At 34.3% G+C, this 24,206-nt stretch carries 32 protein-coding genes, 2 tRNA genes and 1 pseudogene; 16 read left to right on the top strand and 19 right to left on the bottom strand.

Going from position 1 to position 24,206, the window contains the following annotated elements:
• Positions 1 to 36: 36 nt before the first annotated feature.
• Positions 37 to 918: pseudogene (locus AC3OCB_RS04520) on the bottom strand (glycosyltransferase family 2 protein).
• Between the two features lie 16 nt (positions 919 to 934).
• Here AC3OCB_RS04520 and AC3OCB_RS04515 point away from each other — a divergent pair.
• The 5 genes from AC3OCB_RS04515 to AC3OCB_RS04495 all read left to right on the top strand — a co-directional run bounded on the left by AC3OCB_RS04515 (position 935) and on the right by AC3OCB_RS04495 (position 4,284).
• The gene (locus AC3OCB_RS04515; RefSeq protein WP_498341046.1) at positions 935 to 1,996 is read left to right on the top strand and encodes a glycosyltransferase; all 1,062 of its coding nucleotides are present in this window, start codon (positions 935 to 937) and stop codon (positions 1,994 to 1,996) included.
• 50 nt (positions 1,997 to 2,046) lie between these two features.
• The gene (locus tag AC3OCB_RS04510) at positions 2,047 to 2,964 is read left to right on the top strand and encodes an NAD-dependent epimerase/dehydratase family protein (protein WP_498341045.1); all 918 of its coding nucleotides are present in this window, start codon (positions 2,047 to 2,049) and stop codon (positions 2,962 to 2,964) included.
• The gene (locus AC3OCB_RS04505) at positions 2,945 to 3,175 is read left to right on the top strand and encodes a hypothetical protein (RefSeq protein ID WP_498341044.1); all 231 of its coding nucleotides are present in this window, start codon (positions 2,945 to 2,947) and stop codon (positions 3,173 to 3,175) included. The genes AC3OCB_RS04510 and AC3OCB_RS04505 overlap by 20 nt, the downstream gene beginning before the upstream one ends.
• A gap of 39 nt (positions 3,176 to 3,214) precedes the next feature.
• Positions 3,215 to 3,311, top strand: a tRNA-Lys gene (locus AC3OCB_RS04500).
• Between the two features lie 46 nt (positions 3,312 to 3,357).
• Positions 3,358 to 4,284, top strand: coding sequence for a mechanosensitive ion channel family protein (locus tag AC3OCB_RS04495; RefSeq protein WP_498341043.1), 927 nt, complete (start codon positions 3,358 to 3,360; stop codon positions 4,282 to 4,284).
• A 68-nt stretch (positions 4,285 to 4,352) separates the two neighbouring features.
• Here AC3OCB_RS04495 and AC3OCB_RS04490 read toward each other — a convergent pair whose 3' ends face one another.
• From AC3OCB_RS04490 to zfx1, 6 genes are all read right to left on the bottom strand, one after another.
• Complete coding sequence (locus tag AC3OCB_RS04490; protein WP_498341042.1) at positions 4,353 to 4,829, bottom strand: hypothetical protein; 477 nt, start codon at positions 4,827 to 4,829, stop codon at positions 4,353 to 4,355.
• A 29-nt stretch (positions 4,830 to 4,858) separates the two neighbouring features.
• A complete protein-coding gene (locus tag AC3OCB_RS04485) occupies positions 4,859 to 5,152 on the bottom strand; it encodes a hypothetical protein (protein ID WP_498341041.1) in 294 nt (97 codons plus the stop codon).
• Between the two features lie 99 nt (positions 5,153 to 5,251).
• Complete coding sequence (locus AC3OCB_RS04480) at positions 5,252 to 6,778, bottom strand: hypothetical protein (protein ID WP_498341040.1); 1,527 nt, start codon at positions 6,776 to 6,778, stop codon at positions 5,252 to 5,254.
• Between the two features lie 487 nt (positions 6,779 to 7,265).
• A tRNA-Glu gene (locus AC3OCB_RS04475) sits at positions 7,266 to 7,352 on the bottom strand.
• A gap of 119 nt (positions 7,353 to 7,471) precedes the next feature.
• The gene (locus AC3OCB_RS04470; RefSeq protein ID WP_498341038.1) at positions 7,472 to 8,986 is read right to left on the bottom strand and encodes a hypothetical protein; all 1,515 of its coding nucleotides are present in this window, start codon (positions 8,984 to 8,986) and stop codon (positions 7,472 to 7,474) included.
• Positions 8,987 to 9,477: 491 nt separating this feature from the next.
• On the bottom strand, positions 9,478 to 9,792 hold the full coding sequence (zfx1, locus tag AC3OCB_RS04465) for a zinc-containing ferredoxin Zfx1 (RefSeq protein WP_498341036.1): 315 nt from the start codon (positions 9,790 to 9,792) through the stop codon (positions 9,478 to 9,480).
• A 63-nt stretch (positions 9,793 to 9,855) separates the two neighbouring features.
• Between zfx1 and AC3OCB_RS04460 the strand changes: the two genes are divergently transcribed.
• The 3 genes from AC3OCB_RS04460 to AC3OCB_RS04450 are packed head-to-tail and all read left to right on the top strand — an operon-like array spanning position 9,856 to position 11,877.
• Positions 9,856 to 10,425 (top strand): helix-turn-helix domain-containing protein, encoded by a 570-nt coding sequence (locus AC3OCB_RS04460; RefSeq protein WP_498341035.1) that lies wholly within the window; start codon positions 9,856 to 9,858, stop codon positions 10,423 to 10,425.
• Positions 10,422 to 11,375 (top strand): aminotransferase class I/II-fold pyridoxal phosphate-dependent enzyme, encoded by a 954-nt coding sequence (locus AC3OCB_RS04455; protein ID WP_498341034.1) that lies wholly within the window; start codon positions 10,422 to 10,424, stop codon positions 11,373 to 11,375. Before AC3OCB_RS04460 ends, AC3OCB_RS04455 begins: the two co-directional genes overlap by 4 nt.
• Before the next feature lie 40 nt (positions 11,376 to 11,415).
• Positions 11,416 to 11,877 (top strand): GtrA family protein, encoded by a 462-nt coding sequence (locus tag AC3OCB_RS04450; protein ID WP_498341033.1) that lies wholly within the window; start codon positions 11,416 to 11,418, stop codon positions 11,875 to 11,877.
• 5 nt (positions 11,878 to 11,882) lie between these two features.
• On the opposite strand, the gene alaXM is transcribed toward AC3OCB_RS04450, so the two are convergent.
• Positions 11,883 to 12,581 carry an alanyl-tRNA editing protein AlaXM gene (gene alaXM, locus AC3OCB_RS04445; RefSeq protein ID WP_498341032.1) on the bottom strand — a complete coding sequence of 233 codons (699 nt, stop codon included), beginning with the start codon at positions 12,579 to 12,581 and terminating at the stop codon, positions 11,883 to 11,885.
• 14 nt (positions 12,582 to 12,595) lie between these two features.
• Positions 12,596 to 12,892 carry a hypothetical protein gene (locus tag AC3OCB_RS04440; protein ID WP_498341031.1) on the bottom strand — a complete coding sequence of 99 codons (297 nt, stop codon included), beginning with the start codon at positions 12,890 to 12,892 and terminating at the stop codon, positions 12,596 to 12,598.
• A gap of 52 nt (positions 12,893 to 12,944) precedes the next feature.
• On the opposite strand from AC3OCB_RS04440, the gene cdvB1/B2 reads away from it, so the two are divergent.
• The gene (cdvB1/B2, locus tag AC3OCB_RS04435; protein WP_498341029.1) at positions 12,945 to 13,568 is read left to right on the top strand and encodes a cell division protein CdvB1/B2; all 624 of its coding nucleotides are present in this window, start codon (positions 12,945 to 12,947) and stop codon (positions 13,566 to 13,568) included.
• 46 nt (positions 13,569 to 13,614) lie between these two features.
• On the top strand, positions 13,615 to 14,760 hold the full coding sequence (locus AC3OCB_RS04430; RefSeq protein ID WP_498341028.1) for a tryptophan--tRNA ligase: 1,146 nt from the start codon (positions 13,615 to 13,617) through the stop codon (positions 14,758 to 14,760).
• A gap of 1 nt (position 14,761) precedes the next feature.
• Here AC3OCB_RS04430 and cbp1 read toward each other — a convergent pair whose 3' ends face one another.
• Complete coding sequence (gene cbp1, locus AC3OCB_RS04425; RefSeq protein ID WP_498341027.1) at positions 14,762 to 15,187, bottom strand: CRISPR DNA repeat-binding protein Cbp1; 426 nt, start codon at positions 15,185 to 15,187, stop codon at positions 14,762 to 14,764.
• Positions 15,188 to 15,235: 48 nt separating this feature from the next.
• Here cbp1 and AC3OCB_RS04420 point away from each other — a divergent pair, with 48 nt between their 5' ends.
• The 3 genes from AC3OCB_RS04420 to AC3OCB_RS04410 are packed head-to-tail and all read left to right on the top strand — an operon-like array spanning position 15,236 to position 17,221.
• The gene (locus AC3OCB_RS04420) at positions 15,236 to 15,955 is read left to right on the top strand and encodes a DUF72 domain-containing protein (RefSeq protein ID WP_498341025.1); all 720 of its coding nucleotides are present in this window, start codon (positions 15,236 to 15,238) and stop codon (positions 15,953 to 15,955) included.
• Complete coding sequence (locus AC3OCB_RS04415; protein WP_498341024.1) at positions 15,952 to 16,518, top strand: LysE family translocator; 567 nt, start codon at positions 15,952 to 15,954, stop codon at positions 16,516 to 16,518. Before AC3OCB_RS04420 ends, AC3OCB_RS04415 begins: the two co-directional genes overlap by 4 nt.
• Positions 16,502 to 17,221 (top strand): 5-formyltetrahydrofolate cyclo-ligase, encoded by a 720-nt coding sequence (locus tag AC3OCB_RS04410; protein WP_498341022.1) that lies wholly within the window; start codon positions 16,502 to 16,504, stop codon positions 17,219 to 17,221. Before AC3OCB_RS04415 ends, AC3OCB_RS04410 begins: the two co-directional genes overlap by 17 nt.
• Here AC3OCB_RS04410 and AC3OCB_RS04405 read toward each other — a convergent pair.
• A complete protein-coding gene (locus tag AC3OCB_RS04405) occupies positions 17,192 to 17,542 on the bottom strand; it encodes a helix-turn-helix domain-containing protein (protein ID WP_498341021.1) in 351 nt (116 codons plus the stop codon). The two genes, AC3OCB_RS04410 and AC3OCB_RS04405, sit on opposite strands and share 30 nt — an antisense overlap.
• Positions 17,543 to 17,650: 108 nt before the next feature.
• Here AC3OCB_RS04405 and AC3OCB_RS04400 point away from each other — a divergent pair, with 108 nt between their 5' ends.
• Positions 17,651 to 17,869 carry a hypothetical protein gene (locus tag AC3OCB_RS04400; RefSeq protein WP_498341020.1) on the top strand — a complete coding sequence of 73 codons (219 nt, stop codon included), beginning with the start codon at positions 17,651 to 17,653 and terminating at the stop codon, positions 17,867 to 17,869.
• Here the strand turns inward: AC3OCB_RS04400 and AC3OCB_RS04395 are convergent.
• The 8 genes from AC3OCB_RS04395 to AC3OCB_RS04360 form a co-directional block, all read right to left on the bottom strand.
• On the bottom strand, positions 17,862 to 18,779 hold the full coding sequence (locus AC3OCB_RS04395; RefSeq protein WP_498341019.1) for an Mrp/NBP35 family ATP-binding protein: 918 nt from the start codon (positions 18,777 to 18,779) through the stop codon (positions 17,862 to 17,864). The two genes, AC3OCB_RS04400 and AC3OCB_RS04395, sit on opposite strands and share 8 nt — an antisense overlap.
• Positions 18,772 to 19,335, bottom strand: coding sequence for an adenylate kinase family protein (locus tag AC3OCB_RS04390; protein ID WP_498341018.1), 564 nt, complete (start codon positions 19,333 to 19,335; stop codon positions 18,772 to 18,774). The genes AC3OCB_RS04395 and AC3OCB_RS04390 overlap by 8 nt, the downstream gene beginning before the upstream one ends.
• 13 nt (positions 19,336 to 19,348) lie before the next feature.
• A complete protein-coding gene (locus AC3OCB_RS04385; RefSeq protein WP_498341017.1) occupies positions 19,349 to 19,510 on the bottom strand; it encodes a hypothetical protein in 162 nt (53 codons plus the stop codon).
• On the bottom strand, positions 19,507 to 20,067 hold the full coding sequence (locus AC3OCB_RS04380; RefSeq protein WP_498341015.1) for a rhomboid family intramembrane serine protease: 561 nt from the start codon (positions 20,065 to 20,067) through the stop codon (positions 19,507 to 19,509). Before AC3OCB_RS04380 ends, AC3OCB_RS04385 begins: the two co-directional genes overlap by 4 nt.
• Before the next feature lie 3 nt (positions 20,068 to 20,070).
• A complete protein-coding gene (locus AC3OCB_RS04375) occupies positions 20,071 to 20,706 on the bottom strand; it encodes a zinc metalloprotease (RefSeq protein ID WP_498341014.1) in 636 nt (211 codons plus the stop codon).
• 22 nt (positions 20,707 to 20,728) lie between these two features.
• The gene (locus AC3OCB_RS04370; protein ID WP_498341013.1) at positions 20,729 to 21,325 is read right to left on the bottom strand and encodes a hypothetical protein; all 597 of its coding nucleotides are present in this window, start codon (positions 21,323 to 21,325) and stop codon (positions 20,729 to 20,731) included.
• 11 nt (positions 21,326 to 21,336) lie between these two features.
• Positions 21,337 to 21,501: a hypothetical protein gene (locus tag AC3OCB_RS04365; RefSeq protein ID WP_498341012.1), complete on the bottom strand. Its 165-nt coding sequence runs from the start codon at positions 21,499 to 21,501 to the stop codon at positions 21,337 to 21,339.
• Positions 21,502 to 21,568: 67 nt separating this feature from the next.
• Positions 21,569 to 22,489 carry a thiamine-phosphate synthase family protein gene (locus tag AC3OCB_RS04360; protein WP_498341010.1) on the bottom strand — a complete coding sequence of 307 codons (921 nt, stop codon included), beginning with the start codon at positions 22,487 to 22,489 and terminating at the stop codon, positions 21,569 to 21,571.
• Here AC3OCB_RS04360 and AC3OCB_RS04355 point away from each other — a divergent pair.
• Together AC3OCB_RS04355 and AC3OCB_RS04350 are read left to right on the top strand one after the other, a co-directional pair.
• A complete protein-coding gene (locus AC3OCB_RS04355; protein ID WP_498341009.1) occupies positions 22,464 to 23,159 on the top strand; it encodes a DNA double-strand break repair nuclease NurA in 696 nt (231 codons plus the stop codon). The genes AC3OCB_RS04360 and AC3OCB_RS04355 overlap by 26 nt on opposite strands.
• 1 nt (position 23,160) lies before the next feature.
• Positions 23,161 to 24,206 (top strand): helicase HerA domain-containing protein (locus AC3OCB_RS04350; RefSeq protein WP_498341007.1); only part of this gene is annotated, 1,046 nt, incomplete at its 3' end.

Genomic DNA, 24,206 nt, shown 5'->3' with positions numbered 1-24,206 from the left:
GGATGTGTATAAGAGAAAGATTTAAAGTTGTTTAATTTAATTACCTTTTCTTTCCCCCCTTAAAAAGTTAAAAGCTAGGCAATAAGAAAGTGATAATGCAAAAGAAAACCCTGTTATAAAATTATAAAAATATTTTTAAATACCGCCGTAATAATATATTCCATATCCTACTAATGGAATATATAATGGCAAAAAGTAAGGGATGAAAGCTGAAAGTATTCCTAAAACATAATAACTTCCGTAATATAAATACCCGCTCAAAAAAGAAATATCTGCGAGACCGTCAAATATTAACATAACCTCATATTTACCTCTCCATAAATTTCTCCTCGCTTCTTTTATTGCTGATTTAAAATCTTCTCTCGCATGGGTCTTATTTAAATGTAAACATCTTCCTTCCGTAGGTTCCACCTTATAGCCTAGTTTCTTTAACTTAGAATAAAGCCAAACGTCCTCGCTCCTTTCATATCTTTCATCAAAACCCCCAATCTTTTTAATAACATTTACATTTAGCCCTGCACACCCCAAATTTGGGTTATTTTCTCCTACTTTTAGAGGCTTATTTATGTCTTCTTCGTGATATGCATAATGCATCCAGGTGTAAGAAATGCCGTTTCTAAGTTTTTCCATTATTTTTTCTGCATTATTTATTATAACGTCGCTGTCAAGGAATATTACGTAATCTTCGTCAGCTAATTCTAACATTTTGTTTCTTAGCCTAGCCATATTTACTTTTTTCATCCTCTTTTCTTTCACATAAACAATTTTACTCTTTATACTTTCAAAAAATTCTTGTAAATCTTTTCTTTCACTGTTATCATAGATAATCACTTTCGCTTTTTGCTGTAAGGCCGACTCTACAGATTTCTTTACCCATTCAAGCTTATCTGAAGGGCCGATTGGTATAATAATTTCCATCTACTATTTTTACGTAATGAGGGAAATAAGTGTAGCCGTTATAGCTCATGGTCTAGGAGCTAGTAAAGGATATAGTGGAGAAGGGTATGTTTATAGGACTGCTTTTGAAATGCTTGAGGAACATAAAATCGACTTTGTGGCAGTTAGTGTGGGAAAGCCTTACGATCATTCTATTAGGGCTGAGTACCTCTTCCCATTTCATATAAGAAGGTTTGACAAATATCAAAGGCTTTTAGTTTATTTCCCTGCTAAAAGGCTGAAACCAAAAGTCTTTCTTAACGTATCTGGCACTCTTCTCCCTCTTTCCTCTATAGCACCTCATGTAATTTATGCTGGTGCCCCTGCAATCTCTTCTGTTCCTAGCAAATATTCAAAGTCCTTGTTTTGGAAGCTTTATCTATTACCATTTAAATTTATAATAACCAGAATGAAAGATGAGGCTAAAAAGGCTAGAATAATTGCAAACTCCTTATACTCAGCAAAAGCAATAGCAGAAACTTACTCAATCCCCTTGCCGGAAGTAATATATCCGCCCGTGGATGTCGAATTTTACTCAAAAGCTTTCACTGAAGAGAAAGAGGACTATTTCGTTACAATAGGAAGGTTCGAAAGGGGTAAAATGTTAGAAAACTCAATTGTTTTCTCTTCTTTAAGCGGAATTAAAGGTGTTTTGATTGGGAGTTTGAACGATAAAAAGTACTTTAATGAACTAGTTAGACTTAAGGAAAAGCTGAAGGCAAACGTTGAGTTTTTACCTAATTTGCCAAGAGAAGAAGTTCTTAAAGTTCTTTCAAGGGCTAAATTATATTTCCACCCAACAGTGGGAGAGCACTTTGGAATACCAATAGTTGAAGCAATGGCAGCTGGGGCAATACCAATAGTACCAAAAGAAAGTGGTGGAAGTGAAATAGTCCCAGAGTTTTCATATTCTAGTGTAGAAGAAGCAGTCTCAATTGCGAAAGAGATAATAAAAGGGAGACAAAACTTAAGTAAAGAGATGCATGAGAGGGCTAAGAAGTTTAGTAAGGAGAGCTTCAAAAATAAGATGTATGAAATATTGTGTGAGTACTTGAAGTAGAGATCTTCTTTCTGGTTTAATTATATAACTTGACCAGTTATAATTAATTTATGGTTTATGTAATTACTGGAGGAGCTGGTTATATTGGAGGTCATTTAACAGACTACCTGGTCAATAAGGATGAAGTTATTGTAATTGATGATTTTTCATATGGAAAGTATGTTAACCAAAAGGCAAAATATATTAAGGCAGATTTAAGAAAAGAGACAGAAATAAAAGTACCAAAAGACTCCGTGATCTTTCATTTAGCAGCAAACCCGGATGTTAGAACTTCTATGATAGATCCTATTGAGCACTTTGAGAGGGATGTTAAAGCGACCTTAAACACATTAGAAACAGCAAGGAAAAACGATGCTAAAATCGTAGTCTTTGCCTCTTCATCTACAGTATATGGAGAAGCACAAAAGATTCCAACACCGGAAGATGCAGAGTTAAGACCTATTTCCAATTACGGTCTATATAAACTAATGGGGGAACTAATGGTCGAGTATTATTCTAGAGTGTATGGAATAAAAGGGGTTTCTGTTCGTATAGCTAACGTAACTGGTGGTAGGGTTTCTCACGGAGTCGTATATGATTTTGTGCATAAAATTTTAAAGAACAATAAGAGGCTAGAAATCCTTGGCAATGGGAAGCAAAAGAAAAGTTACATTTATATAAGCGATGCTGTTGAAGGATTGGTGTTTTTATCTGAAAGAAGTGAAGGTCAATACTCAGTCTATAATTTAGGAAATGAGGATTGGATAACTGTTGATGAAATTGCTAAAATTGTTGAAGAGGAAATGAATGTTTTCCCAGAACATGTATATATTGACCCTGGAGATGGGAGAGGTTGGGCTGGAGACGTTAGATTTATGTTGTTAGACATAAGCAAAATTAAGAGGTTGGGCTGGAGACCCAAATACTCATCAAGGGAAGCCGTTAGATTGGCTGTGAGGGATTTGCTTAATGAATTACGTAAAAATTAGGCTAATGGGTCTTGGACTGATAGCACTTTCCGTGTTTGTAATTGTCCTTTCTTTTGAGATACTTTTTCTTGGAGTTCAGATTAGTATTGGAAATTTTAAGCTCTCAGGATATTTTATAAAAGTCCTTAACTTCTTTATTATTCTCGGAGTCTTTGGATACCTTGGTTATGTAGGGTATATAATGTTAACAACTGGTAGTAGAAGAAGATGAACGATTAATTTAAATATTAGGTTTTTTATTGAATTTTGTGGGCCCGTAGCTCAGCCAGGTAGAGCGGCGGGCTCTTAACGAAATAGATAGGTAGGGAGCGACCCGTAGGTCCCGGGTTCGAATCCCGGCGGGCCCGCATATATTTCAGTTTTTTATAATTCTCTAATACCATTGATAATGCAATGAAGTTTACTTTTCGTCTTATTATAGCAGTTTTTCTTATTGCTTTAAGTGTATTATTAGAAAAGATAATATCATTTTTTTTACAACTAGCAAGGCTTTCCAATGTAAGTGATATATTATTAGTAGTTCATTACATTCAAATAGCGTTATATATTCTGATTGGACTATGGATTGCCGCCTCTATATCAGAAGCTATTAGGATTACAACTCAACAAAAACTTGGAATAAAAGCTAATGTGTTTGCAAATGGCATAAAATACCTCGGTTATATTATAGTTTTCCTTACAGTTTTAGTACCACTAGGAGTAAGCTCTTCTGGGCTATTTGCGGGTAGCGCATTTGCAGGTCTAGTTGTTGGTATCGCCCTTCAACCAATACTAAGCAATTTCTTTGCCGGTTTATTGATAATGCTAACTGGTTATATAACAGTAGGAGATAAAGTAAGAATAGTGTCAACTAGAGTGCCTTATTTTCCAGCTCAATTTCCCGCTTATAAATATTTTTCACCAGATTTCATAGAACAAGGGTATAAAGGGACTGTTGTTGAGATAGACTTATTTTATTCCAGAATTCTTCTTGAAAATATGAGAGAAATAAGAATACCTAACATTGTGTTATTAGATTCTTCAGTTATTGATTACACATCTAAATACTCTAAGGAACAAATAATAAATGTAAGAGTTGAGTACCCCTTAATTTCAGTCGATCTTGACAGATTAGAAGAAATGATAAAAGAGGAGCTAAGAGACTTTGATTTAGTTGAAGGACCATATATTAGTGAGCAAAGCGATAAAGAGCACATAGTTATCCTTGTGAGGTTAAAAGTTAATGTTGACGAGGACTGGAGAAAGGTTAAGTCAGAAGCGTTAAAGAGATTGTTAAAGTTAAGACAAAAGTTAATTGCAAAGAATTTGCAACAAACGTGAGAAACCTTCAGCTAATCAGTTAGCTACGTCTCTATATAGAAATCAAAATGTTGTAATGGCTACATCCTCTATCTGTTTGAAAGTAATGTTATGCAAATCGGTTTAACATTATTTTTCTCACATTCCCTTAAAAAGTAATCTTCGTTAAAATCGTTTCTTGCTTTAGAGTACTCTATAACATCTTTTGCCTTTATTAGATCTCTTTCTCCTCTATTTAAAGACGATATTATATATAGTATAGCTAAATCTTCTGGTGAAGCTACTTGAACCTCTCCTATCCCCTTAATTTTTATAATACGTTTATGCGAGATTACTTCTTCATCAAGCTTGAAAAGTGGCGGTTTGACCAAGTCTATTCTAATGCCATGAATGAACATTTTATATTGGAAATGTCCAACTTCAGTTGGCGATATCTGATACTCAAGGGAAGCCCTCTCTATAAGTTCGGCCAGGGTTTTATGGTCATCAAGGTCTACTAATAAATCAATATCAAGAGTTGTTTCTGGCGTTGCATAAACATTTCTTGCAAGTCTTCCTATTAGCATATAATCTGGGTAGTAGCGCTTTACAAATCTTATCCTTTTTCTGAATGCTTCCTTGAACTTTCACTCCACTCCCATAAGAACTCGCCTGCAACAAAAGACATTATTACATATTCGCTCTTTGTAACGTTAGCATGTTTATCAAGGTAGTGCTCAAGATAATCTCTCTTTTCTTCATCTGAAACCCTCAACTTACTTGCAAACTCAATTAGTTCAGCCATTCTCTTACCTCTCTCCCCTTTGCCAAGATAGAAACGTCTAGGCCTCTTGAGCTGAGGATCATACATTGTGACGTAATAGTAATCTTTCACAACTTGAACTTTCACAATATATACTATGAAAACATAGTATATAAATACATAAATAAGAGGATTTCTCCTTTAACAGGAAAAGTTTTCTTTGTTGGCATTCTATAATTTCATCATTTATTCAAATTCCTCTTCTTCGTCTTCTTCAAATATTCCAGCTTTTTTAAGCGAGCATTGAACTACATCATCTACTTGCTCGTCTATATCTTTAAAATCATCTGCAATCTCAACTATGCATTGTCCTACAAAATCTAATGCCTCATATTTCCCTTTTATGATTAATCTTTCTCTTGCCTTCTGATATATTTTGTAACCTATCTCAGCTACTTTTGTAGCTATGTTTTTTGCTTCCCTTTCGTCATCAGTAATTGGCGTTTGTAAAAAAGTGAAATACGAAATTGAAGCATTATATTTTTTCTCTAGCTCGTCCATAATAGACATAATAATGCTCGTAGACTTTAAGGAGTAATCAATAAGATTTCCGATCTCTAGCAGTTCCTGGTAATAATTCTTAATTTCTTCTGTAGTCATATCAGCGTAATTAGGGTAAGGTACCCCAATGTAAACATGAGGAGCGTTCCCCTTAGTATTTATTCTACCTATACCTATGTTTTGCCCAAAACTTCCTAATTGAGTGCAATTGGCATTACAATGATCCGAGGATTGCAAAGGCGAACCAATGCCTATTCTTAAGATCTCGTTAACAGAGTAGGAAGAAAAGACTATAGAATCAGATCTTATATAATTTCCTATAAAGTCTGAGTAAGAATAAACATAGAAGTTCTTATCTACCCATTTGCCAAAAGTGATAGTGAAATAATAATGAGGAAGACGGGCTGAAATTACGTGTAAATCTTCGATTCTCTGCTTTGAGTTTGTATGATGATAATAATTATCATTTAATTTCCAATCTGAAGGAGATAAATTGTAATAATAATCAAGGAGGTGTATTAAATATAACGGTATTCCTACCATTTTACCTTGTGCTAAAAAGTCATTGGCAAAGTTCTCTAGCCAACTTGTTATATCTCCTAGCCAATCGTTTGATCTGCATTGTTGCATATGCAAAGGATTTATTATACTCTTAATGTTATCTTCATCAACAAATACTTCTTTAAGTTTACTTACTAATCCAAAATCTAAAATTCCGAATTCAAGAGTGTCTAAAGACATTATAGGTTGCGATTTGCTAAGATTTTCATTAAGTTTTGTTCTTGCCCTATAAAGCTCTTCTTCAATTTTTTGTGCAAAGCGTTTTCCTAGATTTTTTCTAATTGTATAACTTCTTTTACCTATTATAACTCTAGCCCAATTTGGATTGAGCCTACCTATGTAAAGGAGATGTCCGTCTTTGGTAATTACAAGCGAACCGTGACCCACTAAATCTGAGACTTTAACTTGATTGTCAATTATGCCATAAGCAAAAGTTATTGCAGGCCTAATAGTCTCATTTTGTGGGGTTATGTCATAGGGCGACTCAGAAATTTTGCGTTCTTTTCTCCATTTTTTAAGAGTATTGATTACACACTCTGCTTGTTCTCTTTTTATTATAGAAGATATAACATCTAATTTTTCTATTAATAATCCCATCCATGCCCCAAGAGATATAAATTCTCCTGCTCCCTCTGTATTAACTTCAGCCATCTAGATCAAAATTCTATGAGAAATTATAGTATTAAAAATTTTTAAGAATCTATAATAGTCTATCGATTAAACTATTTAGTAACTTATTGGCTTTGCTAGCTAAGACTAAATGAGTAGTGAATAAAGAGAGGATAGAATAAGATAGCGTCTGCAATTTTTATTGAGTTAAGCTATTTATCGATCTTCTTTTTGTGGCTATCAAATATAGATAAATAAAAAGCTAGTTATCTAAGTCCTTTATAAATCATCTTCATATCTCATCGTGATTAATTGATATTTTTAATTAAGGTTATCGTATAGAGACTGCAAAATAATCTTTTGTCACTTGAATAGATATCCTTCGTTTTTCAAATGTACGTAGACTTATCGATAACTAAAAGATTTTTCAAATTTGACATTTTAAGACAAGTAAGCTTATTTCTTATTATTGCTGGGCTTTAGATCTGATACTTCTGAAACTTAGCAATGAAAATAAAAGGAAGGGAGGTGCCGCGGCCGGGATTTGAACCCGGGTCACGGGCTCGAAAGGCCCGCATACTTTCGGCGAGGCTTGGCCGGGCTATACTACCGCGGCATTTCTAGATCTTTTTTCTTGTTTTTTCTTTCTGTCTAACTAGCAAGATTATATTTTTCCTACCCCCTTAAAAATCCTTCGCTTAATAATTTGGACGCATTTACACGTAATGCAGAATTTCACTCTGGCCTAAAACGAAACTCTTCTGGTCCAGCTTTTTGAATTGCACATTGAACAACATTATTTATTTGTTGATTTATATCTCCATAGGCATCAGCAACCTCAACTAAGCACTCCCCAACAAAGTTTGCTGCCTCATACATCCCAGAGTTAATCAATATTTCTCTAGCCCTTTGGTATATTTTGTTACCTATTTCAGCAATCTGATTTGCTTCGTTTCTTGCTTCACTTTCGTTGTTTGTTACTGGAGTTTGTAAGTAAGTGAAGTAAGCCACGTAAGGGTTATACTTTTTCTCTAGTTCCTCCATTATTGGTATCATTATTACTCCAAAAGCTAGGAAATAATCTATAAGATTTCCGAGTCCCAGCGTTTCTTGATAGTAATTCTTAATCTCTTCTGTAGTCATATCAGCATAATTGGGGTGTGGCACTGCGATATAAACGTACTGAGAAGAAGTTAAGACACTTATTTTACCTATACCAACATTTTGCCCAAAGTTTCCAAACTGAGAGCAATAGTTTACACAGTAGTTTGAGGATTGTAATGGTGAGCCAATACCAACTTTTAAGATTTCGTCAATAGAGTAATAAGAAAGATCCCTTGCCCTTATATGGTTTCCTATGAAGTTCGCGTAAGAAAAAGCATAAGTTGTAGTACCTCCAACCCATTTTTTAAGAGTAACTGTGAAATAATAAAGAGGGTAAATACTTGAGATAGTCTTCAAATTCTCCTCTCCTCTTTCTGGGTTGATAGAGTAATAATAATGAGACTTATCAAATTTATAGTCTGTAGGAGGATTTAAATTGCCAAAATATTGAAGGAGATATAATGTGTAAAGCGGTATTGCAGTCATTCTATCTTGTACTAAGAAATCATTAGCAAAGTTCTCTAACCAGCTTGCTATATCTCCTAGCCAATTGTTTGATTTACATTGCTGCATATGCAATGGGTTTACCCACGCTTTGCCACTTCTTTGCTGATATTTACTGACTGGCCCTAAGTCTAAGACTCCAAATTCTAAGGTGTCTAAAGAGATTGGCTGTGATGGCATACCAAGGTATTCACTCAACGTTTTTGCCGCTTTGGAAAGTTCTTGTCCTACAAACTGGGCAGCCCTCTTCCCTATAAATTTATCAGTTACATATCCTCCTTGTGCTATTGCAACTCTAGCCCAATTTGGGCTAAGCCTGCCTATATAAAGGAAGTGCTGATCCTTTGTAGTTACAAGCAAACCATGTCCTAATAAGTCTGGGACTTTAACTTGGTTGTTAACTATATCAAAAGCAAAAGTTATTGCTGGTCTAACAGTCTCATTTTGCGGATTTACAACATTAGGTGACATAGAAATTTTACCTTTCTCCCATCCTTTAAGAGTGTTAATTATACACTCCGCTTGGTTTATTGATATTATAGTAGATAAAGCAGAGAAACTCCCTATTAATACTCCTGTTAACCCTCCTCCCAAAGCTGTTTCTATACCTTCTTCTGCTCCCTCTGCTGCAACTCCAGCCATATAGATCAAAATTTTACATTGAATTCTAGTATATAAAGATTTTCATAAGTAAGTACAATCGTATAGCTCTTAGTCTTTACCCTAAAAAAAAAAGAATGGTAATGATAAAAAGACTAAAAAAGTTAGTCAGAAATAAGAGAAAAATCGATCTTTTTCTCAGCCTAATTCTCTCTAACCATTAAGAATACTAGGAAAAAAGAATTTCACTCAGGTAAGGGGGCTCACGTTAATTTCGTGTGTCTCTCCTTTATTTAATAATGATGTCTTTCCAGAACTAATGATTTTTAGTTTCGGGTCAGGAGTAATTAATTACTAACAATATGTACTTTTGCTGAAGATTGTTTGTAGGACGTTTTAAAACACATAATTATGCAAATCTGAATTGCGTATTTATTGAAAATACTAGCACAACTAAATAAAAACAAATCTTTTCTACCTTCTTAGCTAATTAGCTTTCTGAGTGAAAAAGCAGAGTGGAAAAAAGAAAAAATTCACGGTGGCTTTACATCTATTGCAGCTACTGGGCAAACATTTACACAAGCCATGCAGAATATACAAGCTTGCTCATTTACTGGATCTGCTTTCTTTTCTGAAGCTGGGTGACCCGGTGTGTCAACCCATTGGAATACGTTAACTGGGCATGCATTTATACATGATCCATCAGCAATGCATATGTCGAAATCTACTCCAACTATAGTTCCGTGAATTCCAAGGACTTTTGGTGGCTCAACAGGGCCATATACTTTATGTCCATTATGTTCTCCCACAACTTGCCTATTTGTTCTGTAGTTTGGATCGATGCCCATTCAAATCCCCAATTATTAACTGGCAATAGATTAAAATATTTTAAACCCCTAATATGTTCGGGAATGATTCTCCACGTAGCAATAAAGACCCCATTAGAGGACTGGATCGTTAATGAAGGTCTGAATTCAGGCTCTGTAACCATTCTAGATATTAGGCATGACAATTACAGTTACAAAATTCTGATAGAGTATAAGGGAAAAGATATTCACCCTTCGTTCACTAAAGTATCAAAAAACGCATATTTAGGGACTTTGCAGGTCAACTCTAAAACAATATCTATTCTTTCCAAGTACACAATCCTTCAAGGAATTGTTATGCCAGATTCCATAATTTGGACTGTAATAATTGATGGCTATGGAGAGTTAAAGAGGCTTCTTAAAGAGTTTGTTGATTCAAAAATTGACGTTAAGGTGCTTAAAGTAGTTAAGGCTAAGTCAGATGATATAATTACCTCTAGACAGGAACAAATCTTAAGAATAGCCTTAGAAGCAGGGTTTTTTGATTTCCCTAGAAAGATAACACTTAATCAGTTGGCAGAAAAGCTCAACATAAGCGCTTCTACATTAGCAGAAATCATTAGAAGGGCGGAAAAGAATATTATTGAAGCATATTTTAAAGAAAGAGGAATATGAAGCATGGAGGGGTAGAATGGAGCAAAGAGCCGGAGAAAATTGAGGATTTTAGCGTCAACCTCAATCCCTTTGGTACTTTGCCAAGAATAAGAGAGCTTATTGAAGAGGGGGTAAAGAAGAGAGTTTATGAATATTATCCTCCACAAAGTTATAGAAAATTAAAAGAGTTTATTGCTGAGCTTTATGATGTAGATGAAGAGCTGATTGGCGTTTTTAATGGCTCTTCTGAGGCTATAAAGCTTCTTGATAAAAAGTGTTTTGTCCCAGAGCCAAATTTTTCTGAATATCCAAGAGCTAAGAGCTATCTAGCAATAGAGAAAGAGAAAGAATTTGAGTATTATCTTCAAGGCGATTGCGTTATAACTAGCAACCCAATTAATCCTACTGGAAGCTATATAAAAGAAAAGGAGATTCTCAATTTTCTGTCTTCAGGTAGGGAACTTATACTAGATGAGTCTTTTGCAGATATTAGCTTAATTTCAAGTTCTATTAAATATACGAAAGAATTTGATAACCTTCTTGTAATTTCCTCATTTACAAAATCCCTTTCTATACCAGGATTAAGGCTAGGCTTTACCATTGGAAAATATTCGAAGCAAATTGAAGAGAAAGCCCCTCCATGGCGTATTAATAGCTTAGTTTATTACGTTTTTGTAAATCTAGATCCCAAAGAAGTAAGAGAATTTTTTAGAAAGTCAAGAGAGGTAGTAAAGAGGCTAATCGAAAAATTGAAAGCAATAAGAACTAAATTCAAAATTTATAATACTGTAGCTCCATATTTTCTGGCTGAGTTTCCCATTCCTTCATCAGAAGTCAACAAAATTCTAAGGCAATACGGATTTCAAATTAGAGACTCTGAAGGCTTTATAGGGCTTAGAATAACACATGGAAGGATTTCTTTAAGAAATAACATAGAAGAGCTAATAACTCTTCTAAACGAGATTCTGTAGTGTGATAAACTTTATTAATCATTATAAACTAGTGTAAAATGTGTTTAGGAAGATAATAGAGAATAACAAATTGCTTGAGAAAATAATTAAGTATACCATAGTTGGTGGTCTTGGAACAATAGTTAATGAGGGTGTGCTATTGACTTTAAAACCTTTTGTTCCAATTGCTATCTCATTAGCTTTAGCAATAGAAGTTTCCATTTTGTTTAACTTCGTTCTAAATGATATTTGGACATTTAAAGACAGCAGAAATAATCCTTTACTCTCAAGGATATTAAGATTTCACCTATCTTCACTTGTTGGTGGAATAGTACAATACGTAATAGTCATTTCCCTTGTCATTCTTTTAGTGCATTACGGTGATTTGACTAAACTTCTTTTCATTTTGTTTTTCTCTACATTACATATGTCCTCGCTTTATCTAGCTATAATAAATTTCTTAGGAATAATTGGGGGGTTTGGGGTTAGGTTTATACTAAGTATAAAATATGTTTGGGGTTAGGACTTTTACGGTTTGACAGCGTAGTAAACTCTTTTTCTCCCTTTCCCTCTATTTTCCACCTTTAGCAAAACTATTTCCCCAATTTCTGATGTATTGGAAACATGGGGCCCTCCATCTGCTTGTATATCAACTCCCTCTATTTCTACTATTCTCCAAGTATCAATATCTGGTGGCATCCTTTCGGCAAGTTTCACAATTCCGGGTATTTTTAATGCCTCTTCTCTCTTTAGGAAATAAACTTTTACAGGGATATTCTTCTTTGCTATCTCATTAGCTTCATTGATTATTTCAACCAGCTTGTTTTTATCATCTATATCAAAGTCATCTTTTGCATATTCTGGCGATATATGCCCACCAGTAACTTTTGCGTTGTACTTATTATACGCTATGGACGCAATAATATGAGATGCTGTGTGAAGTCTCATCATCCTATATCTTCTTTCCCAGTCTATCACTCCTACAACTTCGTCTCCAACTTTGAAGGGCAAGCTCTCAACTTCATGTACTATTTCTCCGCTTTCCTCTTTTACACTCTTCACTTCAATCTTTTGCCCATTAAATATGAAATAACCTTTATCTTCTTCTAGCCCTCCTCCTGGATAGAAGGCAGTTTTATCAAGAAAGACCTTATTTCCGTCAATTTTTACTACTTTTGCCTTAAATTCTCTCAAATAGGAATTGGTTAAGTATAACTTTTCAGTCATACTTTTCTTTTGCTTTACAATTTTTTAAGCGTAATTATATAAGTTCCGTGTTTCTCAATAAACGAAATTGAGCTAGGATCAACACGCTCTGGCAAAGAAATAACTTTTATTACACTCTTTTTCTCTTTATCAAAAATATACACACCTTCTTTATCCGCTTTCACTACTAGGTTTTCGTTTTTTAAGTCCCTTCCTCGCAAATCCACAAATACTTTTAAAGCATTATCATTCGTAAGTATATCGACATCTGGATCTTCAGCAAATATAGGCATACTAATTATTTTATTCTCCTCCCTTACTTTTAAGCTCATATTATGACATAATCCTCTTTATAAGCTTATCGTGATAAGATAATAGTTGAACATGTTGGGAAAAGAAGATTTCCAAAAGATATGGGCAGGTAATGAAAAAGAGAAAATTCCAAAGAGCAAAGAACCTCTAAAGTATAGGCTAATTCAAGCTCAATACAAAGTAAGATCAATGATAAGCAGATTAGACGCTTACATTGCTAGGATGCAAGAAAGAGACAAAACATTATTTGAGAGAGTTGTAGAGGCACAAATGAATAAAGACACTACTAGGGCAGCAATGTATGCAAATGAAGTAGCAGAAATAAGGAAGATAACAAAACAGCTATTAACAACACAAATCGCATTAGAGCAAGTATCACTAAGGTTAGAGACTGTTAGTGAACTTGGCGACATATATGTAAATCTAATCCCAGTAATGGGAGTAATTAGCGAATTAAAGACCACATTAAAGGGCATAATGCCAGAATTGTCAATTGAGCTTGGCGAACTCGGTGATAGCTTACAAGAAGTAGTAATAGCTGCAGGAGAATTCAGCGGAGTTGGCACAGTAGGAGTTGCATCATCTCCAGAAGCAAGAAAGATATTAGAAGAGGCAGCAATGATTGCAGAACAGAGAATGAAAGAACAGTTCCCAGAGCTACCAGCTGGAGGATTAGCTTCTTCTCAGAAATCATAAATCTTTTCTACCTAATTTTTAAATTTCCTCTTTTTGCTCTTATATTATGGCTCAAGATTTTAGTGTAACTCCTTGGGAAGTTAAAGGAAAAGTAGATTATGATAAATTAATTGCTCAATTTGGAACTAAGAAGATAACCCCAGAATTAAAGGAGAAAATTAAGTCGTTAATTCATGATGAGTTACACGTTATGTTAAGAAGGGACGTTTTCTTCTCTCACAGAGACTTAGATTTGGTTTTAAAGGATTATGAAGAGGGGAGGGGATTCTTTCTTTATACTGGCAGAGCACCTTCTTTAGGAATGCACATCGGACATTTAATTCCTTTCATATTTACTAAATGGTTGCAGGACAAATTCAATGTAAATGTGTACATTGAAATTACAGATGATGAAAAGTTTTTAAGAAATCAGGATTACACCCTCGATCAAACAAGGCAATGGGCTTATGAGAACATTTTAGATATAATAGCAGTAGGGTTTAACCCAGATAAAACATTCATATTTCAAGATACAGAATACATAAGGAATATGTATCCCATTGCTATAAAAATTGCTAAAAAACTAACTTTTTCAGAGATAAGAGCCACTTTTGGCTTAGACACTTCTTCAAATATAGGAATAATATGGTATCCTGCGTTGCAAATTGCTCCAACAATGTTTGAGAAAAAGAGATGTTTAATACCTGCTGGAATTGATCAAGATCCCTATTGGAGATTGCAAAGGGATATTGCTGAAAGTTTAGGCTATTACAAGGCAGCACAAATACATAGCAAATTCCTTCCACCTTTAACTGGCCCAGAAGGTAAAATGAGTTCCTCTCAGCCAGAAACTGCGATTTACTTAACTGATGATCCAAAAACTGTAGAAAGGAAAATTATGAAATATGCATTTTCTGGAGGTCAACCTACAGTAGAGTTACATAGAAAATATGGGGGTAATCCAGATATAGATGTTGCATTTCAGTGGCTATATATGTTCTTTGAGGAAGATGATGCAAAAATAAAGAAAATAGAAGAAGATTATAGGTCAGGGAAACTGCTATCGGGAGAGCTAAAGATGATTCTGATTGAGAAGCTAAATGACTTCTTAGAGAAGCATAGGCAAAAAAGAGAAGAAGCTAAAGACTTAGTAGACAAGTTCAAGTATGATGGGGAATTAGCTAGAGAGATGTGGAAGAAAATACATGAGTGAACTACTTTTTAATTCCGAACTTCTTTAGATAGTACGCTATCAGATTAGTTGATCTTCCTAATTTCTTTGCAATTTCATAAATTGATTTCCCTTCCTTATACATTTGAATAATTGTGTTTATCTCTTCTGCTTTTAATCTCTTGATTCTTTTACCAAGGTTATGTTTAGATAGAACTCTATGTACAGTGACTTCGTTTAAATTTAACTCTTTACTGATCTTTCTAGCGCTTAATCCCTTCTTAGCTAATTCCACAATTTTTTCCTCAATTTCTTTACTAATTCTATAACTCCTTAATTGAACTCCACTTTTTATTAATAATCTCCTCACTTTACTATAACTCATGTTAAGTTCCTTAGCAATTTGCCTTATGCTTTCCCCCTTATTATAGAGTTCTTTAATTTTTTCTATAATTTCTTCATTGTTCACAGTAAACTAGTAACAAAGCTTAAAAATAAACTTTTTTCCATATCTATTGTGTTAAAAGTAGGCACTTGCGGCTTTACTTATAAGCACTTTAAGTATTTTGATGCCTTAGAAGTACAACAAACATTTTATGATGTAGTAGATGAAGATACGCTAAAGAGATGGAAAGAAAAAGCTGGAAATGTTGAATTTACCGTAAAAGCATTGCAAGTCATAACCCATGAGTATAATCCAACTACATATAAAAGGATGAAAAAGCAATTTGGAAACAAAGAAAATTACGGATTTTTTAAGCCAACAAAAGAAGTTGAAGAAGCTTTTGAAATCACACTGAACGAAGCGAAAATTCTTGGGGCTAAGGTTATAATATTTCAAACCCCCTCATCCTTTACACCAACAGAGGAGAATGTTAAAAACCTTAAGGATTTCTTTTCTTCCGCTGACAAATCTTTCATATACGGTTGGGAGCCTAGAGGTGAAGCCTGGTATTCAAATATAAGTTTGTTAGAAAAGATCTTTCAAGAACTAGATATAATTCACGTTGTCGATCCGTTTAGGCATAACTCTTTAACAAGCAGAAAGTATTATAGGCTTCATGGAATAGGAAAAGGAGAGGTAAACTATTCATATAAATATACAGATGAAGATTTGATGAAACTGGCAAACATTGTAAAGGGGGAGATAGAAGCCTATATAATGTTTAACAATATCTACTCTTTTGATGATGCATTAAGATTTAAAAAGATATTAAAAGACTTAAATATACAATGAATATTTTTTATTCTTATGCTCTAGGTATTGTAATGGGTTTATCTATTGCTGCACCTCCAGGGCCAATAAATGCAATGATGGCAAGTGAATCTATAAAATCTCACCTTCATGGAACTGCTGTTGGAGCCGGGGCAATGACTGCTGATTTCATTTTCTTTTGGATAACCTACTTCTTTAAAAGCATAATACCCAGTGACGTGTTAATCATTTTCTACTTTATTGGCGGCGCTTATATGCTATACTTGGCATATGGAGTTCTAAAGATTAAGGGATTTACTGTAACAGTTAAAGGAAGTTACATAAAAGGCCTTACTACTGCCCTTGTTAACCCTTATCAAATAAGTTGGTGGATAACCTTTGGAATACCTATGCTTCAGCAATTCTCCCTCTTTATAGCTCCAGGTTTCTTTACTGGAATTTTGATCTGGATTTTAACTTTTCCCAGAATAGTTAATAAAATAGGAGAAAACTACGTCATATGGGTAAGGATATTTTCATTTATAGTGCTTTTAGCTTTTGGAGTTTACATATTATATCAAGGTATAAATGCTCTCAAAATCTGAAATTAGGGAAAAGATTTGGAAATTACTTGAAGATAAAAATATAGCATCTTTTCCAAGGCCAGTTTATGGAAGAATACCTAATTTTAAGGGTGCTGTTGAAGCAGCAATAAAACTTTCAGAGACAAAGGAATTTAAAAATGCAAAGTTCATCAAGGTAAACCCCGATGCTCCCCAAAGACCAGTGAGAGAGCTTGTTTTAAGAAAAGGAAAAATTCTATTGGTTCCAACTCCTAGGTTAAGAGGAGATTTCTACTTACTAGACCCAGAAAAAATTAGTAATTATAAAGAAGCATCTGCTATAAGCGGTTTTTCTAGATACGGAGAGGTAGTTGATTTAACATCTCTTTCTAAGATTGATTTGATCGTTGCTGGTTCGGTTGCTGTAACTTTGGATGGTGATAGGGCAGGAAAAGGTGAAGGATATAGTGAACTAGAATTTGCAATACTTAGGGAACTAGGAAAAGTTGATGAAAACACACCAATTGCGACAACAGTTCATGACGTTCAGATAGTAGACTTCATTCCTACTGAACCTTATGACGTACCTATTGATATAATAGCAACCCCTACTAAGTTAATTTACACAAAGAGAAAAAGAGAAAAACCTAAAGGAATTTACCTTGAATATCTAAGTAAGGAGAAGATTGAAGAAACTCCATTTTTAAAGAAGTTTTTAGCTCAAAGAGGTTATAAGTTGTCTTAACTCTTCACAAAGTTCATTAGCTTTTTTGTCCAACTTTGCTCTAATCTCATTCCTGTCAACATAATACATGAACTTTGGTCTTCCTCCTTTGTTATTTCCGCTCTTCTCTTTTTCAATTAAACCTGCATCAGAGAGTTTTTTAAGGATTAAACTTGCTCTGCTTTTACTAATTCCTAATTCACTAGAGATTGTATCAACATTCTTTCCTTCCTTACTTTCCATAATTTTCAAGAAAGCATCAATTTCAGCTTCAGAGAGTCCATAGGCTACAGCAAGGAATCTCTTAAAAATTACGCTTTTTTCAGTAATTTCAATACTCATTTTTTAAATCACCTACATGTTTAATATTAAATAAACTATTTTTTAAATTTAACTACTATTCTGTCTAATAACTTTTTTATACTTTATACGTATTGTATTATACTAAACATGAATAAGGATGAATTAAAAAAAGTTATTATAGATTTATTAAGCAAAGAAGGGCCTAAAACTTCCACCGAAATAAGGGATAAACTAATAGAAAATGGATATGACTTTAATATGATAACATTTAGGGAAGCCCTAGCCGAGCTAGTGAGAGAAGGCAAAGTAAAGAAAGAACCTAATTACGAAAGAAAGAAATTTTTATTTTCTACTGTCTCTAGCTAGAGCTTTTTTGGGCTTGTTCAGAATTTTCTACCACGTGGATTACTTCTTCTGCTATTCTCATAAACTCCTTTGATCCTGGATGGTCTGGATACTTTAAGAAGAACGGCTCACCTAAGTCATTTGCTTGTGCTACTACTGGATCTAAGGGTACTTGTCCTAATAATGGGACACCCATTTCTTCTGCCATTTGTTTTCCTTTTCCTTCTCCAAATATGTAGTAAGCTTTTCCATCAGATGGGCATATAAAGTAACTCATGTTTTCTATTACTCCAAGAATTCTGGCATTTACAGTTTTGGCGAAGTTGATTGATTTTTTAACAGCTAACGTCGATACTTCAGAAGGTATTGTAACAATTACCATTCCAGTTAGATTTGGCACAAGTTGAACTACCGATAATGCTTCATCTCCAGTGCCTGGTGGCATATCTACAATTAAGTAATCTAACTCTCCCCAGTTAACATCCCCTAGGAATTGCTTTATTGCGGTATGCTTTATTGAACCTCTCCAGACTACTGGTGTATCATCCTTGGGTAAAAGAAAATCAATCGAAACCACTTTTATTCCAAAAGGTCCAATAACTGGGTTTATCCCACCCTTATCATCTGCAGTTAAATATTGTCCTCTAACTCCCAGCATTTTAGGAACTGAAGGACCATGGAAATCTACATCCACTATTCCTACACTTCTACCGGAAGCTGCTAAAGCCATAGCTAAGTTTGACGAAACAAAAGACTTACCTACTCCACCTTTTCCACTAAGGACAGCTATCTTGTATTTTACGCTTTTCATTTTCATTTGAATTTTTAAGTCAGCAGCTTGAACTTGCTGGTTTACTTTTCTTAAATCTCTAGGCTGTTTTTGAGATGAGGTAGGCTGAGGTGAAGATATTCTAAAAGGATTACTACTCATTGATATTACTATCTTCATAGTAACTAATAATCTTATCTAACGAAATTAGGAGATTGCCAATTTCGTCATTATTTAACCAGTCTATATTTTCACACTTGTTTTCAAGTAACTGCTCAACAACCTCTTCTGGTTTTTTGTTTGTAGTATCAATTTCGCAAACATTGGAAAAGCTTTCCCTTGCTTCATTGCTTATAACGCCAAGAGCTTCAGCCATGACGTTTTCAGCCACTTTTAGTTCATTCCATCCTCTTTCCTTTAGTTCTTTATATAAAACTCTTGGATCTCTTCTCAAGACTACGACTTTGTCAGCCTTACTTATCAATGAGGGATAAATTGTCTCAATAACTACATTATCTTTAATTGTTGAAGCTAGAAGTTCTATAGCCTTATCTTCGTCAATTATATAGCTATTTCTTAATTCATCATATTCAGAGAAAACTTTGTTTTGAATTAAAAAAGAAGAAACATTAATTTTTTCATAGCCTAATTTTGTTGAAAGCAGGGACGCTATAGTGCTTTTCCCTGTCCCTGGAGTTCCGGTGATTAATATAATCATATACAAATTTATTTTATCTCAATGCTAAAATAGTCTCCACTAAATACAGCAGGACTGAAATACCTATAATAAATAGTTTTGTCTGTCTATCCCCAATTCCTTTCCATATTTCATAAATACCATAAGGGAACATTGCTAGACCTATTATTAGAAGTACTTCCTCTATTAGGTTCACACTTTTCCTCTTGCCTCATTTAATTTAAAAGTCAGCAAGGATAGTAATATTCCCGTTATTATCCCTCCAGTATGTGCCCATATATCCACATTAAGTGGCAAAATGTTAATGTCACTTAAAATGAAAATAGCTGCTAGAAGAAAAATTGCTATTTCGTTTGCTTTTCTATCTTTTAGATAATCTGAGACCGCATAGTACGCAAAAACTCCAAATATTCCTCCTGATGCACCAGATGAAGCAGTAAGGGGAGGGTAAAGCAAAAGAGAAAAAATATTGCCTACAATCCCTCCTAACAAAAATACTATGTATTCCATTTTTCCGTTTTGACTTCTATAAAGCCAATAAATAAAATATAAAGCAATAATATTAAATAACCAATCGGCAAAACTAGGCGTGACAAATATAGACGTAATTAACTGCCAATAAAATCCATAATTAAGGACAAGGTAGTTTACTTGGATTAAGTAATAAAGAAACAGAGAATGTGTAGAAGATAAGACTTGCCCTATTATATAACCTATCGTCACAAGGATCATTATGACTATTGTAGCCTTCATATACTATAAAAAGGGCATAAAGGTTAATATAAGTGCAAATATGAATGCAGCACCCCAAATTCCCTTGTTCCACATCATGACCTTTTGACCATCTAATGGCGGTACTGGAATTAAGTTAAAGAACGCTACGTAGCTATTGAACGCAAATAATTCAAGCAAGAGATAACCAATGTAAATGTTTGTAATTGGCAGAGTGTAAAATAGTAAAAGAGATAATATTGCTATAGCTAAGTTAGTAGCTGGACCTGCAAATGCTGTCTTTCCTTCTACATCTTTTCCCATCAATCCAAATCTGCAAAATATCCCGGTGTAACCTGATACGAAAATTAAAGCTCCAAATCCAGTAATCCCGCTAAGAAGGTTAATAAGTAATGTCACAATGAAACCTTTGAAACTTAAAATAAACCTAGAGCCACATCCATAATTTCTTGCACTTTGTCTGTGTGCTATTTCGTGTGGTACAATAGCTATAGCAGCAGTAATTATAGGGATGAGAACTCCAGTAACTATCGCGGATCCGCCTAAGTGAAAGTATCTAGGTCCAATAAATGCTACAGCTAATGACAATATTGCTAAAAGAAATGACACGCCTTCATTAAGGTTTCTGAACCTCTGTTCCAAATAATCAATGTAGCTCAACTTACCACTAATAACTACTATCTCAAATAGATAAAATCTTTTTCGAAATTGTTGTAGTATAATCCATCACAGTTGAATCTATCTCCCAAACTAGACCTCTATCCTTATAATCCGCTAATACAAAATTCTTATCGACTATTCCCTCAAATTTCACTTCAGAAAGTTTTCTGAATGAACTGAAAAATTCAAATATTATGAACCGATAAAGGAAAGGCATTTCAACCCTTAAACAATTAAGAAAATCAATAGTCTTTTTAGTCACGTCAAGTATGACTCTATCAAAAAGATCGGGTTTAGAAATTGACATCTGAACATTTCCGGAGTAGTTTATTATAGCTAAAAATGACTGAAACGTTTTCTCTGCGTTAGTTATCCATAACTCAATAAAAACAGCTATATTAGGGCATAACATTGAGAATTGTTTTCCGGAAACATGTAGTGTATAAAGGGGCTGAGCTTCTCTAACATAATCAATCACAAAGTCTCCAAATACATCAGCTCTAATACCATGTTCTTGTAATACTTTACTCAAATCTTTACTTAATCCTATGACATCTCCACTATTCGTAAGGACTTTTTTCTCTCCTTGAAGTAGGTCTAAATAAACTTCATATCTCACAAAAATAAATATTATTTACTACTCCTTAAATACTTTGTATATATTTCAGCCTCTATGTTCATATTCTTTAAGAGAATTTTTTCTATGTACTCCTTGTTTTCTTCACTTATTGTAGTGTTTTTTATAATTTTTTCTATTTCTTCCAACATTTTCACGACATCTTGTAGCTGTTGCATAACAACATTATGGGTAAACGAGTAATTAAGTAATTCGCAAAATAGAATCAGTATTACTCAAGCTCAATTAATTTTCGGTCATCTCTCTATATTTTCTGCCTATTTCTACAACTTTCTTTACTACATCCACAGGGTCTTTGCCAAAAACATATAATACGGGCTCAATACCCTTCCCACCTAAATGAGCAACACATTCAATATCTTCAGAAAATACAGAGTAAATCAATCTTGCAATACTTTCATCATCACTATCATCTGAAGGTCCTACATATGCAATCTTCATACCCAAACTTTTTACTGCTTTATCTACTCCCTTGTCATACTTGATATTCATAACGGAACGAATAGAAGGTGCTTTTTCGCTTATTTTCAGAAGAATAGTAGCTAAATGTGTACTTGCTCCCCAAGCTGGATTGGACGCAGGCGTAGGTAATCCCTTTACCTTGGTAATCCTTCCCTCAACCGCTAAAATGTCACGAATAGTTTTAGGGTTCTTTTTTGCAAAGGCTAGATTACTTAGGACCTCTGGGATCAAGGGTGTAACTAATTCATTTTGTAGCATACTTAGGGCTACTTCCATTCTCTCTTCCTCACTCTGCCTATAGATGTACCTGCAAATATCACAATCTTGGGGAATATACTTATCAATATCTTTATGATATTTACAGAATTTTAATTCTGATAAATATTTAAGGCCAGCGTCAGTAATGTAGTACATTGCATTTTTTACATCATTTTTACTAAGTATATCAACCAAGTCTTCTATTACTTGGTTAATTTCTTCTCTTTCTAAGCCTAACTTAGCAAGCTTTTTGTACTGTTCTTCTTCATTTTCATCAAGGTATTGTTTTATAGCTGGCTGAGTAACACCTAATAACATAGCGATTTTATTCTGGCTCATACCAAGTTCTCTAAGTTTTTTAGCTATCAATACTCTAATTGAAGGTAGGAGATTATCTGTAATGAGCTCTAATGGAGTTTTTACCACAATTATTAATTTGAAAAAGGGTAAATATGAGTGGAGCTTCTCGTTTTCAGCAATTGACGGCAGTTTGCACGAGGTTAAACTTACAGATAGAAACGTTGCTTATATAATAGTCAGTAAAGTACAAGGGGAAGTAAAAAATGATAAGTTTTATATTTCTAGAATAGACTACGTAGATGAGATATGTGAAGACTGTCAACCAGAAGAAGAAATGAAAAAATTAGAGTATGAAGAGGCTAAAAAAGAAAGCAATGTTGATATACTCTTTCTTGATAGGAAAATAACTTTTGACGAGTTTTACAAAGATAACGTTATAGCGATAGTAAAAGATCCCTCAAAGAGAGTAGAAGTAGAAGCGCAAACCCCATGGTTAGTGCCAACTGATGAAGGGAAAATAAAGGGCGCTTACTTTAAGTTATTCCCCTTTAGCTGGGTATTCCTAGTAGAAACGACAATAAATAAAGATTGGGAGGATATACTTTCAATCCTATATCTCTTAGGTAAAGAGCCAGTACCAGAAGCACTTGGTTATAACTATCCCCTTTATCTGGCAGATAAAGTCGCAAAATTTTATAGGGATAAGAAAATGAAAGAATTAGATTTTGTCATCTCTAAGTTTCCTCAAAGATATAGGCAATTCCGTAGTATAATAGAAAAGAATAGGAGGAAATGAAATGCAATTATTCCTTGATACTGAAGGTAGATTGAGGGAAATAAAGGTCTTTACAAGACCTACAGCAGATGGAAGAGGCTCAATAACATTCAGAAATTTCATAGTAGAATTTCCCTTTTCGAGAAACATTGATTTAGCACCAGGCAAACTACTTGCAGTGGAAACACTTCAAGATCGCAAATATCTACTAATGGAAATAACCGACTATTTGCCACTTCACTATGCAATGATAAATCTCGATGGCACGGTTCCAAAAGAGTTAAGGGACGAAATAATGAGAAGAGTAGAAGAGAGCTGGAATGGAAATGAAGCTTGGATAGAAGTGTATGCTTCTCCAGTAGGTTATTATATGGAAATTAACCAAAACGGAAAAGAAGAAATAAGATTCACAAAGGGTTATATCCCTCCGCTTTTAGGCTCAAAAGTCAAAATCTTTACATCTGAAGCATATGAAAAGTTCATCTTCTATGAGGATGGAGTTGAAATAGGAAAAGTAATGAATGAAAATGTGGATTTGAAAATTAACCTTAGAAAAGCAATCAAGTACCACCTAGGAGTTTTTGCATATACTGGTTCTGGAAAATCAAACTTGACAGCCTTACTAGTGAGAAAAGCACTACAGTCTATACCAGAGCTGAAAGTGATTATATTAGACGTGTCAATGGAATATGCAGTACTACTCCTTGATCAATTACTTGAACTAAATTCCAGGCTAGTGAGCCTTGAGAGACTCCCAAGCAATGAAGCTGACGCTGGAAGGAGATTACTAAGAACACATGTAATCCCAGAGGAATTAAATGACTATAGAGAGTATATTAGAAAAGCCTTCGAAGAACTCTACTCACAAGACAAATTAAGAAAACTATACATACCTCCACAAGGGTCTCTTTACCTAGTTTATGGGCAACTAATAGATATGGTAAGATCCCAAGCAGAGGACAAATATGTTGCTACAGCACAAAAACCATTCTTCATGATGCTTCTACAAGAACTTGATAAATTAATGAGAGAAAAGAAGTTAACAAAAGATGATATTGTGGACGAAAA

Source organism: Sulfurisphaera sp. (genome assembly GCF_059755235.1).
This window is presented reverse-complemented; position numbering and strand designations above follow the sequence as displayed.

What these genes read in the sequence shown, in the direction of transcription:
- AC3OCB_RS04515 (WP_498341046.1), top strand. Translation starts at nt 935, where the DNA reads ATGAGGGAAATAAGTGTAGCCGTTATAGCTCATGGTCTAGGAGCTAGT.
- AC3OCB_RS04510 (WP_498341045.1), top strand. Translation starts at nt 2,047, where the DNA reads ATGGTTTATGTAATTACTGGAGGAGCTGGTTATATTGGAGGTCATTTA.
- AC3OCB_RS04505 (WP_498341044.1), top strand. Translation starts at nt 2,945, where the DNA reads ATGAATTACGTAAAAATTAGGCTAATGGGTCTTGGACTGATAGCACTT.
- AC3OCB_RS04495 (WP_498341043.1), top strand. Translation starts at nt 3,358, where the DNA reads ATGAAGTTTACTTTTCGTCTTATTATAGCAGTTTTTCTTATTGCTTTA.
- AC3OCB_RS04490 (WP_498341042.1), bottom strand. Translation starts at nt 4,829, where the DNA reads ATGCTAATAGGAAGACTTGCAAGAAATGTTTATGCAACGCCAGAAACA.
- AC3OCB_RS04480 (WP_498341040.1), bottom strand. Translation starts at nt 6,778, where the DNA reads ATGGCTGAAGTTAATACAGAGGGAGCAGGAGAATTTATATCTCTTGGG.
- AC3OCB_RS04470 (WP_498341038.1), bottom strand. Translation starts at nt 8,986, where the DNA reads ATGGCTGGAGTTGCAGCAGAGGGAGCAGAAGAAGGTATAGAAACAGCT.
- zfx1 (WP_498341036.1), bottom strand. Translation starts at nt 9,792, where the DNA reads ATGGGCATCGATCCAAACTACAGAACAAATAGGCAAGTTGTGGGAGAA.
- AC3OCB_RS04460 (WP_498341035.1), top strand. Translation starts at nt 9,856, where the DNA reads ATGATTCTCCACGTAGCAATAAAGACCCCATTAGAGGACTGGATCGTT.
- AC3OCB_RS04455 (WP_498341034.1), top strand. Translation starts at nt 10,422, where the DNA reads ATGAAGCATGGAGGGGTAGAATGGAGCAAAGAGCCGGAGAAAATTGAG.
- alaXM (WP_498341032.1), bottom strand. Translation starts at nt 12,581, where the DNA reads ATGACTGAAAAGTTATACTTAACCAATTCCTATTTGAGAGAATTTAAG.
- AC3OCB_RS04440 (WP_498341031.1), bottom strand. Translation starts at nt 12,892, where the DNA reads ATGAGCTTAAAAGTAAGGGAGGAGAATAAAATAATTAGTATGCCTATA.
- cdvB1/B2 (WP_498341029.1), top strand. Translation starts at nt 12,945, where the DNA reads ATGTTGGGAAAAGAAGATTTCCAAAAGATATGGGCAGGTAATGAAAAA.
- AC3OCB_RS04430 (WP_498341028.1), top strand. Translation starts at nt 13,615, where the DNA reads ATGGCTCAAGATTTTAGTGTAACTCCTTGGGAAGTTAAAGGAAAAGTA.
- AC3OCB_RS04415 (WP_498341024.1), top strand. Translation starts at nt 15,952, where the DNA reads ATGAATATTTTTTATTCTTATGCTCTAGGTATTGTAATGGGTTTATCT.
- AC3OCB_RS04410 (WP_498341022.1), top strand. Translation starts at nt 16,502, where the DNA reads ATGCTCTCAAAATCTGAAATTAGGGAAAAGATTTGGAAATTACTTGAA.
- AC3OCB_RS04405 (WP_498341021.1), bottom strand. Translation starts at nt 17,542, where the DNA reads ATGAGTATTGAAATTACTGAAAAAAGCGTAATTTTTAAGAGATTCCTT.
- AC3OCB_RS04400 (WP_498341020.1), top strand. Translation starts at nt 17,651, where the DNA reads ATGAATAAGGATGAATTAAAAAAAGTTATTATAGATTTATTAAGCAAA.
- AC3OCB_RS04395 (WP_498341019.1), bottom strand. Translation starts at nt 18,779, where the DNA reads ATGAGTAGTAATCCTTTTAGAATATCTTCACCTCAGCCTACCTCATCT.
- AC3OCB_RS04390 (WP_498341018.1), bottom strand. Translation starts at nt 19,335, where the DNA reads ATGATTATATTAATCACCGGAACTCCAGGGACAGGGAAAAGCACTATA.
- AC3OCB_RS04380 (WP_498341015.1), bottom strand. Translation starts at nt 20,067, where the DNA reads ATGAAGGCTACAATAGTCATAATGATCCTTGTGACGATAGGTTATATA.
- AC3OCB_RS04365 (WP_498341012.1), bottom strand. Translation starts at nt 21,501, where the DNA reads ATGCAACAGCTACAAGATGTCGTGAAAATGTTGGAAGAAATAGAAAAA.
- AC3OCB_RS04355 (WP_498341009.1), top strand. Translation starts at nt 22,464, where the DNA reads ATGAGCTCTAATGGAGTTTTTACCACAATTATTAATTTGAAAAAGGGT.